The organism is Paenibacillus sp. S33 (assembly GCF_053615415.1).
The window spans coordinates 4,165,001-4,179,154 of record NZ_JBSIEZ010000001.1; the positions used below are offsets into that span (position 1 = coordinate 4,165,001).

16 protein-coding genes and 1 other annotated feature (1 of these 17 running past the window's edge) are annotated in these 14,154 nt (G+C 45.7%); all 16 genes read right to left on the minus strand.

Annotated elements, in window-relative coordinates; all coding sequences use genetic code 11:
* On the minus strand, window positions 1–1,146 hold the 5' portion of the coding sequence (locus ACWGXJ_RS18930; protein ID WP_452567386.1) for a LysM peptidoglycan-binding domain-containing protein. The gene continues 426 nt to the left of window position 1, outside the view; only the first 1,146 of its 1,572 coding nucleotides appear in the window; the start codon lies at window positions 1,144–1,146; the stop codon falls past the left edge of the window.
* Window positions 1,147–1,305: 159 nt separating this feature from the next.
* Window positions 1,306–2,190: a branched-chain-amino-acid transaminase gene (ilvE, locus tag ACWGXJ_RS18935; RefSeq protein WP_254326837.1), complete on the minus strand. Its 885-nt coding sequence runs from the start codon at window positions 2,188–2,190 to the stop codon at window positions 1,306–1,308.
* 17 nt (window positions 2,191–2,207) lie between these two features.
* Complete coding sequence (gene pheA / locus ACWGXJ_RS18940) at window positions 2,208–3,107, minus strand: prephenate dehydratase (RefSeq protein WP_029518431.1); 900 nt, start codon at window positions 3,105–3,107, stop codon at window positions 2,208–2,210.
* Window positions 3,104–4,072: a homoserine kinase gene (gene thrB / locus ACWGXJ_RS18945; protein ID WP_069290207.1), complete on the minus strand. Its 969-nt coding sequence runs from the start codon at window positions 4,070–4,072 to the stop codon at window positions 3,104–3,106. Before thrB ends, pheA begins: the two co-directional genes overlap by 4 nt.
* Before the next feature lie 27 nt (window positions 4,073–4,099).
* Entirely contained in the window at window positions 4,100–5,386 is a 1,287-nt protein-coding gene (locus tag ACWGXJ_RS18950) for a homoserine dehydrogenase (RefSeq protein ID WP_069290208.1), read from the minus strand.
* Between the two features lie 42 nt (window positions 5,387–5,428).
* Complete coding sequence (locus ACWGXJ_RS18955) at window positions 5,429–5,866, minus strand: ACT domain-containing protein (RefSeq protein ID WP_013311587.1); 438 nt, start codon at window positions 5,864–5,866, stop codon at window positions 5,429–5,431.
* Window positions 5,867–6,023: 157 nt separating this feature from the next.
* Complete coding sequence (gene obgE, locus ACWGXJ_RS18960) at window positions 6,024–7,334, minus strand: GTPase ObgE (protein ID WP_061828806.1); 1,311 nt, start codon at window positions 7,332–7,334, stop codon at window positions 6,024–6,026.
* Window positions 7,335–7,347: 13 nt separating this feature from the next.
* Window positions 7,348–8,085 carry a Spo0B domain-containing protein gene (locus ACWGXJ_RS18965; RefSeq protein ID WP_061828886.1) on the minus strand — a complete coding sequence of 246 codons (738 nt, stop codon included), beginning with the start codon at window positions 8,083–8,085 and terminating at the stop codon, window positions 7,348–7,350.
* Between the two features lie 145 nt (window positions 8,086–8,230).
* The gene (rpmA, locus tag ACWGXJ_RS18970) at window positions 8,231–8,548 is read right to left on the minus strand and encodes a 50S ribosomal protein L27 (protein WP_039272574.1); all 318 of its coding nucleotides are present in this window, start codon (window positions 8,546–8,548) and stop codon (window positions 8,231–8,233) included.
* A 5-nt stretch (window positions 8,549–8,553) separates the two neighbouring features.
* Window positions 8,554–8,892 carry a ribosomal-processing cysteine protease Prp gene (locus tag ACWGXJ_RS18975; protein ID WP_013311591.1) on the minus strand — a complete coding sequence of 113 codons (339 nt, stop codon included), beginning with the start codon at window positions 8,890–8,892 and terminating at the stop codon, window positions 8,554–8,556.
* Between the two features lie 13 nt (window positions 8,893–8,905).
* Entirely contained in the window at window positions 8,906–9,217 is a 312-nt protein-coding gene (gene rplU / locus ACWGXJ_RS18980) for a 50S ribosomal protein L21 (RefSeq protein WP_013311592.1), read from the minus strand.
* Between the two features lie 13 nt (window positions 9,218–9,230).
* Window positions 9,231–9,318, minus strand: a sequence feature (ribosomal protein L21 leader region).
* A 98-nt stretch (window positions 9,319–9,416) separates the two neighbouring features.
* Entirely contained in the window at window positions 9,417–10,601 is a 1,185-nt protein-coding gene (locus ACWGXJ_RS18985; protein ID WP_061828807.1) for an Rne/Rng family ribonuclease, read from the minus strand.
* A 48-nt stretch (window positions 10,602–10,649) separates the two neighbouring features.
* Window positions 10,650–11,528 carry a M50 family metallopeptidase gene (locus tag ACWGXJ_RS18990; RefSeq protein ID WP_254326832.1) on the minus strand — a complete coding sequence of 293 codons (879 nt, stop codon included), beginning with the start codon at window positions 11,526–11,528 and terminating at the stop codon, window positions 10,650–10,652.
* Complete coding sequence (locus ACWGXJ_RS18995) at window positions 11,521–12,366, minus strand: M23 family metallopeptidase (RefSeq protein ID WP_322175506.1); 846 nt, start codon at window positions 12,364–12,366, stop codon at window positions 11,521–11,523. Before ACWGXJ_RS18995 ends, ACWGXJ_RS18990 begins: the two co-directional genes overlap by 8 nt.
* A gap of 303 nt (window positions 12,367–12,669) precedes the next feature.
* Window positions 12,670–13,467 (minus strand): septum site-determining protein MinD, encoded by a 798-nt coding sequence (gene minD / locus ACWGXJ_RS19000; RefSeq protein WP_061828810.1) that lies wholly within the window; start codon window positions 13,465–13,467, stop codon window positions 12,670–12,672.
* A gap of 3 nt (window positions 13,468–13,470) precedes the next feature.
* On the minus strand, window positions 13,471–14,133 hold the full coding sequence (minC, locus tag ACWGXJ_RS19005; protein ID WP_013311597.1) for a septum site-determining protein MinC: 663 nt from the start codon (window positions 14,131–14,133) through the stop codon (window positions 13,471–13,473).
* Window positions 14,134–14,154 lie beyond the last annotated feature (21 nt).

Sequence of the window (14,154 nt, forward strand, 5' to 3'; positions counted from 1 at the left end):
TCCTCCCCATGCCTGGCTCCATTGACTGCCCTGGACTGTACTCTCTGGATACTGCTGTGGATGCCCTTGATGGATAAATGGAGGATAGACCGGGTAGGATGCATTTTCAGACACCTCATGACTCGTATAATATCCAGGGGCGCAGCAATCTGAATAGGCAGGATAAGGTGTTGGATGGGCATTTATAGGTGGTGTCTGCACAGGCCCCCAGCACCATGGATGCTCACAATCATGATGATAGCCCTGATCAGAAACTACAGTAGGAGAGGCGTGTTCTGCTAAGGAGGTATTTATAGGCGCATTCCCCCAAGTTTGAGGAGACTCAATCCCCGGATACCACGAGTTCGGCATTGCATTTATTTGTGGGCTATAATCAAATGTTGGCTGTTGTATCGACCACTCGGAATTTACCATCGGCTCCGATTTTGTGCAGCCGCAAAATTTTTCAGCTACAGGTTGCTTCACAACAGTTGTAGGAAGCTGTGGCTTAGATGCGATGGGTTGGGTAACTATAGGTTGCATTTGAGGTGGAGCAGGTGGAGTAACTATGGGCTGCATTTGAGGTGGAGCAGGATTTACGGGTGCCATAGGAACTTCAGGCAGTTTTAATTCAGGGAGCTTAGGAGGATTCACTGTTTCTTTCGGCTGTGTCATCTCTTCTTTGGGGCTAGGCATATTTTCCTGCTTAGGCTGCGTCAACTCCTCCTTGGGCTGGGTAAGTTCTTGCTTGGTTGGGGATTCAGGTTTAGGCTGTGTCATCTCTTCTTTGACTGCGGTATTTTTTTTATTCTCAGTAAAATCAGACGCCTCTTCTTTGTAGTGTGGAATATTAACTGTTTCTCCAACCAGAAGTGCGTTCGGGTTTTTAAGCTGGGAATTGGCATCAATAATTAGCTTAAGCGGTACATTCCACGCCTTGGACAACTTCCACAATGAATCTCCTTGCTTAACCTTGTGTTGATATACCGTTGACGGCTGTGTTTCCATCGTAACAGGGTCTGTTGGAATTTTAATTTTCTCGCCGATACTCAACTGATTAGGGTCTGCCAATTGGGGATTGGCGGCAATAACTTTCTCCAGCGTCACATTATACTTCTGTGCCAGCAAGTACAGAGTGTCACCTTTTTTGACGATGTGTATTTTCACAGGTCACAAACCTCCTAGACTTTCGTTCGGGCGGGATAAACGCCCGGCTTCTGTTATTACATCCTATGCACCTCCCGGGCGAATGACCCCATACAAACAAAAAAATCCTCTCAACCGAATACTCACGCGAGCATTCAGTTAAAAGGATTCGGTTTTATTTTAGTCCTGCCACACTTTGTAGCCATCCTGATCCACAATCTTACGGAACTCAGACAGGAGCTCCAAAGTCACTGGGCCAGCAACGCCGGAGCCGATCGTACGACCATCCACTTCATAAGCTGCAATAACTTCTGCCGCAGTTCCTGTAAAAAACACCTCGTCCGCAACATATACATCATGCAGTGTAAAAGGTTGTTCCTTAAGGGAGTATCCAAGCTTAGCACACAAATCGATAATAGCATTACGAGTAATCCCTTCAAGCGCCCCCAAATAGCAAGGAGGTGTATATAACACTCCGTTTTTGACGATGAAAATGTTATCCGCAGAGCCTTCCGTCACATACCCTTGGGAATTGAGCATAATAGCCTCACCTACACCAGCATAGTTAGACTGGATCTTCACGAGGATATTGTTGAGATAGTTCAATGATTTAATCTTCGGATTCAAAGCGTCTGGGATGTTGCGACGCTGAGAGACAGAAATTGTCTTCAGGCCAGTCAAGTAAGCTTCTTCCGGGTAAATGGCGAGCTGCTCCACGATAATGATGACACTCGCCTTCGCACAACGAAGAGGATCTAAACCTAGATTTCCTGCACCTCGGGATACAATCAGACGGATATATCCGTTACGCATTTCGTTAAGACGAATCGTTTCAGCCATTGCTTCCAACATTTCATCAGGAGACAACGGAATGTTTAACTGAATGGATTTCGCAGAATCATACAGACGCTCCAAGTGCTCCTTACATTTAAAAATATTCCCGTTATAGATACGAATGCCCTCAAATATACCGTCTCCGTACAAGAATCCATGATCATATACGGAAACCTTTGCGTTTTCCTTAGTCACATGCTGCCCATCCAGATAGATCCATTGTTCTGCCATTAAAACCACACCTCCGATTAATGTTCCTTTAAAATAGGTTCGATCGCTGCTTCAACATACTTGTAGCTTGGATAAGAGCCAAGAACACGTACATGGCACCCCAAAGCCTCGATCTCTGCAAAGGCTGCCGGAAGCAGCACGGAATGCAGAGATTCCAAAACTTCAATGTAAAAATAATAATTCCCCAATTGCTTTTTGGTCGGACGCGATTCAATACGGGACAGATTTAACCTGCGCCATGCAAATGCGGATAAAACCTGATGCAGCGCTCCCGGGAAATCCTGCGGCGGCGTGACCAAAATACTGGTTCGCTGACCTTCAGGCGTACCCGGGAGACTTATAGGTTGATGACCGATCAAGACAAAGCGGGTAAAGTTGTTATCGTGATCCGTCACTTTGCTGGCCAAAATATCCAATCCGTGTTTGGCAGCCGCAAGCTTGGTTCCGAGAGCGGTCCAGCCTTTACCGGGATTATGTTTAACAATTTCGACGGCTTCTGCCGTACTTCCTGCACTCTCCAACTCGGCCTGAGGAGCGGAAGCCTGTATGAATTCTTTACACTGGGGAAGCGCCACAGGATGAGACATAATTTTGACCACTTTGCTCAAATCCAGCTTGTCCAAATCCTTCGTAAATTCACTACGATGACCAATAAGATTTTGAATTGAAGGATATACCCATTCCGCCTGCATTTGAATGTCTACTTCATGTACAAGCCAATCCATATGCAAACTTACAGAGCCATCAATCGTATTTTCAATGGGAATTACACTATAGTCTGCCTGACCCTTGTCTACTGCCTGAAATACGTCCGCAATATGTTTGTAAAAAAGTAATTCATGGGACGTATCTCCTAACAAATACTTAATCGCTTCATGAGAAACAGTCCCCTCAGGAAGAAGTGCAATTCGTTTCATATCGTAAGTTCCCCTTTAATCATATCCATAAAAGGGAGAGTATTCCCTTCTGTATATACTTTAACTCCTTCATTCTCAGGGCGCAATTTTAAAACAGAAGCAGTGATCCCCTCTTTGTTCATGGTATCCGTTAAATACTGCTCCAGCTCTGCTTTCCGATTTTCCCGCCGATCTGTCAATGCCAGCAACGTTGGTCCAGCCCCACTTAGAGCCACACCCAAAGCACCATAATGGTGCGCATCCTGCAAGATCTCTGTCATACCTGGCACAAGTGCCGCGCGGTAAGGCTGATGAAGCTGATCACGCATCGCTTCGGCGATTAAATCGGTTCGTCCCGACGCCAATGCTGCTACCAGCATCGAAGCATGACTTATATTATATACAGCATCCTTCAACGATACATGAGCGGGTAGAACCTCTCTGGCTTTCGACGTGGACAGCTGAAAATCTGGAATAACTACCATAACCTCCAGATTGGCATCTGGTTCAAGCCGTAAATGCCTAGCATGCTCGCCGTCCCACATCGCTGTAATAATACCACCAAACAGGGAAGCTCCAACATTGTCCGGATGTTTTTCAATGGCGCTTGCCATATCGAACAGCTTGGAATTCGGCAGAGGCGAGCCAATCAACGTGTTGGCAGCGACCAAGGCGCCCACAATGGCAGAAGCACTGCTGCCCAAACCACGAGTGAGCGGAATATCCGAGTACATCGAAATATCGAGCTCAGGAACAGATACACCTGCTTCCCGAAAAACCATTTGTGCTACCTTGAAAATCAGATTAGTTTTATCTTGGGGAACACCATTCATTTCATCTCCGTATAAATGAAAAGCCGTCTGTTCGGCCTCCTTCATTTCAATCCATGCATATAAGGACAATGCCATGCCCAATGTATCAAAGCCGGGACCCAAGTTGGCCGTACTCGCAGGCACACGCACTCTTGCTGTTTTTAAAACGGTCATACAGACAATTCCTCCTGCTTTTATTGACTATCCCTCTACTCGATATACGCTCTTGATGCGACGAATGACGTCTAAAGTTTCAAAATGCTCCAAAACCTTTTTCATACTCGCTTTACTGGCTAAATGAGTCACGATAATAATTTCAGCATCGGGGTTAACCTCATTCGGTTGCTGCACAACAGATGCCAGACTGACATTAAATTCAGCAAATACTTGCGTAATCCGTGCCAACACCCCTGCTTTATCATCCACATGCAGAAGCACGAAGTTTTTGAAATACACATCTTCGTCGTTACTAATTTTTTTAGGGTTGTAAGGAACGATGGCTTTAAGCCCATTGACACCAAGTTTGAGATTTTTCACTACAGCTACTAAATCAGCTACAACCGATGTTGCCGTCGGCATTTCACCTGCACCCGCACCATAAAACATGGTTTCACCCACTGCTTCACCATGCACATACACCGCGTTGAATACCCCGTTCACCGAAGCCAATGGATGCTGCTTGCGTACCATGGTCGGCTGAACGTTAATCGTAAATTCATCACCCTGACGCTCTGCAATGCCGAGCAATTTCATTTCATATCCTAGTTTTTTAGCAAAAGCAATATCCTCACTGGTTACCTTTGAAATGCCGCTGACACTTACATCCTTGAGCTCTACATTAGAGCGGAAACCGAGCGTGCCGAGAATTGCCATTTTACGAGCTGCATCCAGTCCTTCCACGTCTGAGGTCGGATCGGATTCAGCATACCCAAGCTCCTGCGCTTCCTTGAGAACTTCCTCGTACGAGGCCCCTTCCTGACTCATTTTTGTTAAAATAAAGTTGGTCGTACCGTTCACAATCCCCATAATGCGGGTAATACGGTCGGAGGAGAAACCTTCAATGAGTGTACGAATAATCGGGATACCGCCTGCTACACTAGCTTCATAAAAAATATCACATTGCTTTTCCTGCGCCTTTGCTAATACTTCAGAACCGTGCAAAGCCATTAAGTCCTTGTTAGCTGTTACGATGTGTTTACCCCGCTCCAACGCTTCAAGAATGTACTCCTTCGTCTGATCAACCCCGCCCATGACTTCGATAATTACATCAATTTCAGGGTCTCGAATAACTTCCCATGGGTCCTCAGTAAGCTTGGCCGTGTCCACTTCAATGGAACGATATTTTTCTATGTTTTTTACAGCTATTTTTTCAATGATGATCGGTGAACCGACTTGTCTGCTCAAATCTTCCTGATTGCCTTCTACGATTCGAACGACTCCCGTTCCTACCGTCCCTAAACCTAACAATCCTACTTTGACCGGTTTCATCCATTCCCCTCCCGCAACTTATATCTAATGAACTGTATTGCCTTAACCTTGCCCAATCAGGCGAACACGTTTGACTCCAGAGATGTCCTCCAAGCCCTCCAGTAGAACACCCAACTCTTCACTGAGTCTGGACATTTCTACCGAGATAACTACGTTGGCTCTGCCTTGCAGTGGAATACTTTGCTGGATCGTCAGCACATTGCCTCCGAAATCAGCCACTCTGCCAAGCACCCTGGACAACATTCCGGATTGATGTTCTAAATCAATAGAGATATTGACAATTCGCTCACGCTCCAGCTGGTTAACCAAATGTATGCCATCCTTATATTTATAAAAGGCGCTTCGGCTCAGCCCAACTTGCTCCACGGCATCATGCACGGTTTTAACATCTCCTGAAGCCAGCAGCAGTTTCACCTGTATGGTCTTAACAATAGCTTCAGGCAAAATATCTTCCCGTACCAAGTAATAGCGCTCTTTCAAGAACGTCCTCTCCTCAAAGACTTATGTTTTTGTATAGAGGACATTATATCGAAACTCATGAAAATCGGCAAGCTAACAATGCAAAAAACGGCTACTGCCTTCTATAGAGTTTCCTATAGTACAGTAACCGTTCAGGTTTTAGACCTTTATTTGATTTTTAGTAGTAGCTGCTGCCTTCAACAAATTCGAACTCGAAATCAGCAATGCGTACAGATGTACCATCTTTGGCGCCACGCTTGCGTAACTCAGCATCCACACCCATGTGGCGTAACGTTCTTGCTAATTTCAAAATGGCATCATGCGAGTTCAACTGCATGCGCTTCATCATGCGCTCAATTTTAGGGCTCTGCACCACGAATGTGTCGTTTTCACGTACAATTGTAAAGCCATCGTCTTCTGCTGTATCCAGCTTAAATACCTTACGTTCATTGACTTCTGCTACTTCCTCAACAACTGGCTCGTCCGGTATTTGATCCAGCAAATCAGCAGCCCGGTAGAGCAGTTCCTTCACACCTTGACGTGTCAGTGAGGAAATAGGCATGATTTCAAGATCAGGACGTATAGAAGCAATCTGCTCTTTGAAGTGAGCCAAGTTTTCTTCAGCTTCTGGCATATCCATTTTATTGGCCGCCACAATTTGCGGACGCTCAGCCAATGCTGCATTATATTGCTTCAATTCGTCGTTAATTTTAGTCCAATCTTCAAACGGGTCACGTCCTTCGGAGCCCGCCATATCCACGACATGGATAATAATACGCGTCCGCTCAATGTGCCGCAGAAATTCATGTCCCAGCCCAATACCTTCATGAGCTCCTTCAATCAAACCAGGCAAATCCGCCATCACAAAATTACGATGATCACCCACATCCACAACACCCAAATTTGGAGTAATCGTTGTAAAGTGGTATGCCCCAATTTTCGGTTTTGCAGAAGAAACAACCGACAACAAGGTAGACTTCCCAACACTAGGGAACCCGACCAAGCCTACGTCAGCCATTACTTTTAACTCAAGCGTGATATAACGTTCTTGTCCCTCTGCGCCGTTCTCAGCCAACTCAGGCGCTGGATTACTCGGCGTAGCAAAACGGATGTTCCCGCGTCCTCCACGTCCTCCTTTAGCTACGACGACTTGTTGACCATGACGTGTCATATCTGCTACTACTTCACCAGTATCATCATCTATGATGACCGTTCCCGGTGGTATACGTACGATCATGTGCTCCGCATTGGCTCCGTGTTGGCTTTTGTTGCGACCTTTTACTCCACGCTGGGCTTTAAAATGACGTTGGTACCGAAAATCCATCAAGGTACGCAAACCCTCATCTACACGGAAAATTACATCTCCACCGTTCCCTCCGTCACCACCACCTGGGCCACCTTCAGGAACGTATTTCTCACGGCGAAACGCAATTAATCCGTCTCCACCGTCACCGCCTTTAACAAAAATCTTCGCTTTATCTACAAACATGGTTACACCTTCCTTATGTCTGGCACTGCATCCGAATTTGAAGCATTTCGCCCGTAGGAAGCTTCTCTGTTCGAATGCGTTTACTTCCGGGTACGGATCTGACCTGCTTTAGGATATTCAAATCCGCAGGTATGTCACTTCCTTCAAAACGGACGATAACATCATTCTGATCCATACCGAAAAAAAGTGTCAATCTGCGCACTTCTCCCCAGGACGACCGGCCCCCGCCATATTGATACGCACGCACCGTTTCTATGACGGCCGAGGCAAGCGACTCGCCGTCTTCGGGAGACATGACAGCGTCTAACTTTAACTGCTCCTCAACCTGTACCGACAATTGTAAATTACCGGCGTTCACGCGAAAAGACTGCAAATAAAACACCAGTGAGGGAATACCCAACTTAGATATTTTACTGTCTTCCGCCACGCGCCCTTTTATTGTTTCCACATAAGCAACAGATTTATCATGCTTATTCATACGAATATATCCATAAAGCACCTGCAAGTCATTCATCCAGTCATGCCGATGATGGTTAAGCATTGAAATCGCTGTACGCTCAAAAGAACGCAAAGCAGCTTTCCGTTCATACTCAACCTGTCTTTGCGTATACCACATACCAAAGCATGCAGCAACTACAGACCATACTGCTAATAAGATAATCGTTAATACTTTAGGATAGAGCAGTGAAAAAACCAAAGGAATCAGAATGGAACCCAACGCCAGATAAGGCGCTCTTATCCGCTGGAACATGGCTTCTCTCCGTTCTGCGAAATTAAATGGATTATTAAAGAACCTTAATCCAGTATAGCACAGACTAACTTTCCAGTTCATTACCATCATGCAAAAAAGCCTCCGACAAAAGTGCCGGAGGCTTTTCAGCGTGTCTAAGCCGCTATTAAGCTTCTACAGTAGCTGCTACTGGAGCAACGTCGATCGGGTAGATGCTCACCTTTTTGCGATCACGGCCCCAACGTTCGAACTTCACAACGCCGTCCACTTTCGCGAACAGAGTGTCGTCCTTACCGATGCCCACGTTCGTGCCCGGGTGAATTTTCGTTCCGCGTTGACGAACCAGAATGCTACCGCCGGTAACTGCTTGACCGTCAGCACGTTTCACTCCAAGACGTTTCGATTTACTGTCACGTCCGTTTTTTGTGGAACCTACACCTTTTTTCGATGCGAATAATTGAAGATCCAATGTCAATTTCAACATGATGTCTACCTCCTTCTTTGATTATTTTCTATTTGAATATACTTACCGTATGATTCAGCAATACTTGTCAGCATAATCACCATGGACTCCAGCAACAGTTGAACCTGTGCGTTCGCATCATGATAACTTTCAGGAGAAAGATACGCGCTTAAAAAGCCGTTTTCCATTTCCGTTTCCATCTCAACGTCCGTAAGAGCTCCAATCGAATTGACAGTTCCTACTGTTACCGCCGAAACGCCAGCACATACGATATCCTCGCCAGATTTAGCGAAATTTGCATGTCCTTTAACGGAAAACCCCTGTATGCTGCCATCCTCCAGTCGTGTAATACGCACGATAATCACTTATCGCACCCTCTTACGCTTGGATTTTTTCAATCGTCACTTTCGTGTACGGTTGACGATGACCTTGCTTCACATGGTAGTTCTTTTTAGGTTTGTATTTGTATACGATGACCTTTTGACCTTGACCATGCTTCTCAACTTTAGCTGTTACAGAAGCTCCAGAAAGAAGCGGTGTACCTGCTGTCAAGCCATTGTCGCCGGACACTGCCAGAACACGATCGAACGTTACAGTTTCACCATCATTAGCTTCCAACTTCTCGATGAACAATACGTCGCCCTCTTGAACTTTGTATTGCTTACCACCTGTTTCGATAATTGCGTACATTTGCTTGCACCTCCTTATGTCTCAGACTCGCCTAATAGCAGGTGGCAGATTCCCTTAGGATACTGCACTTCAGTACCTGATTGGAGCGGTTACAGCATGTGCAGCCAATCTTACGCATCACACATACTAAATGATTGTAGCACAAGCTTGGTACACATTCAACCTTTAGTTTTAAAATGATTTTTGGTTACGCATCGCTCTACACGAGCGTCTTTTCCTCACGCACTTTTTTGCGGGTCATTTCCAGCAAACCTAACCGCGTCCAACCGACAACATAAGATTTGGTCCGATCCTTCTTCAATCTTGCTTCCAGCACAGAGGATACTTCCCGACGGTTCTCCTCTTGTTCCATGTCAATAAAATCAATGATGATGATACCACCAATATCACGCACACGTACCAGGCGGGCAATCTCTTCAGCTGCTTCAATGTTAGTCCGGGTCACCGTTTCTTCCAGATTACTGCCTCCCGTAAACTTCCCGGTATTCACATCAATGACGGTTAATGCCTCCGTATGATCAATGACAATGTATCCGCCGCCCTGCAGCCATACCTTTCGCGCAAAATCGCGTTCCAGCTGCTCATGAACGCCATAAGCTTTGAAAATTGTTTCTTCTGGACCACGAAATATACTTACATGAGCTTTCGCAGGACCAATCTGTTGCAGCATTATTTCTGCATCCTTTGCTTGCTCTTCACTGTCAATGACCAGTTCATCCTGTTCAGGTGTAAACACATCCCGAATCAACCGCTGAACAATACTTAAATCCCGGTGTAATTCGCACGGAGCCGAGTGTTCACCAGCTTTACGCTGAATAGCCACCCACTGCTTACGCAGTTGATTTAAATCATTTTCAATCGCCTCTATACTCATGTCCTCCGAAACGGTACGGATTATGAGTCCTTCCTCACTTGTGCGTAGCTGCTCTCCCATTGCTTTCAAACGGGTACGTTCGCCCTCACGTTCGATCTTCTTAGATACGGCCACATAATCAGCACGGGGCATATATACGATCCAGCGACCCGGAAGTGAAAAATGAGTGGTGACCCTGGCTCCTTTACTACCAACAGCCTCTTTTAATACCTGCACTACAATTTCCTGCCCTACCTTTAACACTTCAGAAATGGATGGCTTTACCTCCGGCTGCTTGTCCAAATGAGCATGAAGTACGTCATCTACATACAAAAAGGCATTCTTTCGCTGTCCAATGTCAACAAAGGCGGCTTGCATACCTGGTAGCACATTGACCACCCTCGCTTTGAAAAAAGAACCTAGAATTCCCCGTTTTCGCGGTAGTTCAGCCGCATATTCAACCAATCGTCCCTCTTCCAACAGCGCCATTTGGGTCATCTGCTGCTGGCATTGTACAATCATTTGCTTCATGGTTTTTCAACCTCTCTGGATACAGCCTCTTCCTTAACTCATAAAACATTATTTGGGCTTGGGTTCTCCACCATCTGGCGGGCGTGTCGCAAAATAAGAGCGAATAAGACGCTGCTCCGGCAGTACGGCTACAATCCGTCCCTGTTCATTCATAACATAAACCATATGATACCGATCTCTTCTGAAAAGACGCAAAATAGGCTCCAAATGTTTCACTGGCAGGGATACAATAGGTAAGGCAATACTTCCCTTAGCTACTTCGCGGTAAAAAAGCTCGTCCCTCCCCAGCAAAAACCGTATAAAACGGTAAGGGATATTCCGATAATCCACAATATTAGAATAAAGCAAAAAAATCCCTACCGCCAGCAGATTTAAATGGATAGGTCCATTTTGCCTTAACAACGGCGAAATACCATATATACAAAATAGCAAACTCGTTACGATACTGGCTCTAAAAGTCCACACTAATGTGCGGTGATAAGAACAAGATAAGCTAATCAGTACCTGCAATATTTTTCCACCGTCAAGTGGTAAAATGGGCAGCAAATTAAACAGTGCAATAACTACATTCCCCTGAATGATATAATTTACATAATCATACTCCAGCCCACTCACATTTCTGAACCACAAAAGGATGATGATCATGATTCCGTTTTGTAGGGGCCCCGCTAGCGCAATGACAATCTCCTTCCACGCATTGAGCTTCCCCTGATCCTCAATGACCGCCACTCCTCCAAAGGGTAACATCTGTATGGAAAGCACCCGCGCGCCCAACAACGAAGCAGCTGTCGCATGACCTAGCTCATGAATAAACACCAATGTAAATAAAGTTATGATCTCGATAAAATGTCCAGTTAATATAGAGGTCAGCATAACCAATACAAACAGTGGATGTAGTGATAAGGTCACCCCTCGGACATTAATCAAGGGCTACCACTTCCGACGGGTCAATGTATTGATCCCCTCTCTGAACTGCCAAAAACAAAGTTGCCGCCTCGCTGCCGCTGTGACTTGCTGGCAGTACACCGATCTCATCTCCCTCCTGAACCCAGTCGTTCACTTTTAAGGTAGAACGGGAAAGCCTTCCGTAAGTTGCTGTGATACCGCCAGTGTGTCGAATTGTAATCGAAATCCCGCTTTGGGGATGATTTAATATGTCTAATACTCGACCTGCATCTATACTTTTAACAGCGATTGCCCCGTTATCGGTAACATTCGGCGTAATTTCTACCCCTTTAAGGCTCAGAACAAAAGGCTGTGTTATATTGCCTTCAATCGGTGGAGAGCCCTTTCGACTTGCGTCTACCTTGTGCGTTTCATGCTCCTCGCCAAAAATCGGCAAAAAGGAAGGTGCTCCGTCAAAATAAGTTTCATACCATTGTCCGACGGCTGCAAAATCCATATCCTTATTCAAGGCATCCGCAATAAACATTCTCAAATTCACTGCATAGGGAATATCCCAACGAAACATTCCCCATACCATTCCAAATAACACCGTTGCTATGACTGATCTTCGCCAAAAAGAAATCCAAAAAGACGGACCACGATTCGTCCCAAAAGATTGCTGCCAGCGTTGCCGCTCATTTTTCCACTCAGTTTCTGGGTCTCTGGGCGAGTTGGCACTGACTATAGGCATCGACTTCATATCTTTATCCCCGTGCCTGTTCTGATATATGCCAGAGGGATACGTCTCCGCTTTGCTTCCCGCGATTAGCTGCTGTATACGTTCTTCTCTACGCTGCTTGATTCCGGAATTTTTATTCATCCTGTTCAGCCCCCTCAGCGAGGTATGTTTGATACATCTTATGAGGACGGGCTTCAACTTATGTTGTCCGGTTCGGGATTACGCACCTAAAAATCAAAAAAACCGGCGCTAGCGCACCGGATATGTTTTGTATTTATGATAGTTATGTAGTGACCCTAAAACCAAAAACACTTAAATAAGATTATCACTTATTTAAGTGTCTAGTATTACAAATGAATACGACTACAGCTCCTACCTTAGAACCGATGGAAAATTACGTAGGAAGTGTGGAAGCAATTTACCAGCCATAACTTCCTGTTTTCCTCATCCACCCATACCAAAAAACTTCTTAAAGCGTGTCATCACGCTTTTCTTTTGGTCCAGCTGCATGAGGGGCACTGTATCGCCTAAGATTCGTCTCGCAATGTTACGATAAGCAATCGCGGCCTGTGAATCTGGATTCATAACGGTAGGCTCCCCTGTATTAGCGGCTTTAATTACCATTTCATCATCCGGCACAATCCCAATAAGGTCTATGCTAAGCACTTGTAAAATCCCATCAATATCCAACATATCTCCGGATTTAACCATGCTATTGCGAATGCGGTTAACCACCAACTTGGGTGATACCACATGTGAGCTTTCCAGTAAACCAATTACCCGGTCTGCATCGCGTACGGCTGCATTTTCCGGGGTGGTCACAACAATGGCCTGATCGGCCCCGGCAATGGCATTTTTAAAGCCCTGTTCAATACCCGCAGGGCAGTCGATCAATATATATTCAAAATCCTTTTTAAGCTCCAAAATAATATCCTTAACCTGCTCCGGCGTAACAGCACTCTTGTCCTTGGTTTGAGCGGCTGGCAGCATATACAGCTCCTCAAAACGCTTGTCCTTAACCAGTGCCTGATTTAAACGGCAACGACCTTCCGCTACATCAACAAGGTCATAAATAATCCGGTTTTCCAGACCCATCACAACGTCTAGATTACGCAACCCGATATCCGTATCCACCAAACATACCTTTTTGCCGAGCAGTGCAAGCGCTGTTCCTATATTGGCTGACGTCGTCGTTTTGCCGACGCCGCCTTTTCCTGAAGTGACGACGATAGCCTCTCCCATGTGCTACACCCCTTTGAACACGTTAAAATCGCGGCCCAGACGCACAATATTGCTCATTTTATCTATTTGCATAGCGCCATCCTTGAGATACGCAAATTCCATACCGGATTCACGTGTCTCCCATTCGTCTGGTGGACGGCTGATCATTTCGGAAATTCGCAGCTGTGTCGGTGCAAAATAGGAAGCCGCAATAATCGCTTCACTATTTCCCTCCATCCCTGCATGCGCCATGCCTCGCAAAGCACCGAGGACATAAATATCACCAGTACATGTTATAATTCCGCCCGGGTTTACATCTCCCAAAAAGAGTAGGTTCCCATTGTGATGAAGCACTTGACCAGAACGGATAATCCCTGTCACCGTGTGAATAGGGGGCTTTCCCTGCACTTCCACAGGCAGTCCAGGTGATTCTACAGACCTGATGAGCAGATTCCCCTTTTGCTTCAAGATCTCCAGAATACTTTCCTTCTGTTCCTCTGTCACTTCTCGGCTTCCCAGCTTAATATCCACATGAATGATCGGGCCTGTTAAAATATTTTGATGACTGTGCTCCAGCTTAAAACGCAGCTCACCTAGCAAATCCTCAAACTCGCATTGATCGTCCAGCAGGAATACCAGGCCATCTTTGATGCCTTTAATCGTGACATGATTCGATTTCACCGCCATTAGCCTGTCCCTCCTATCTCA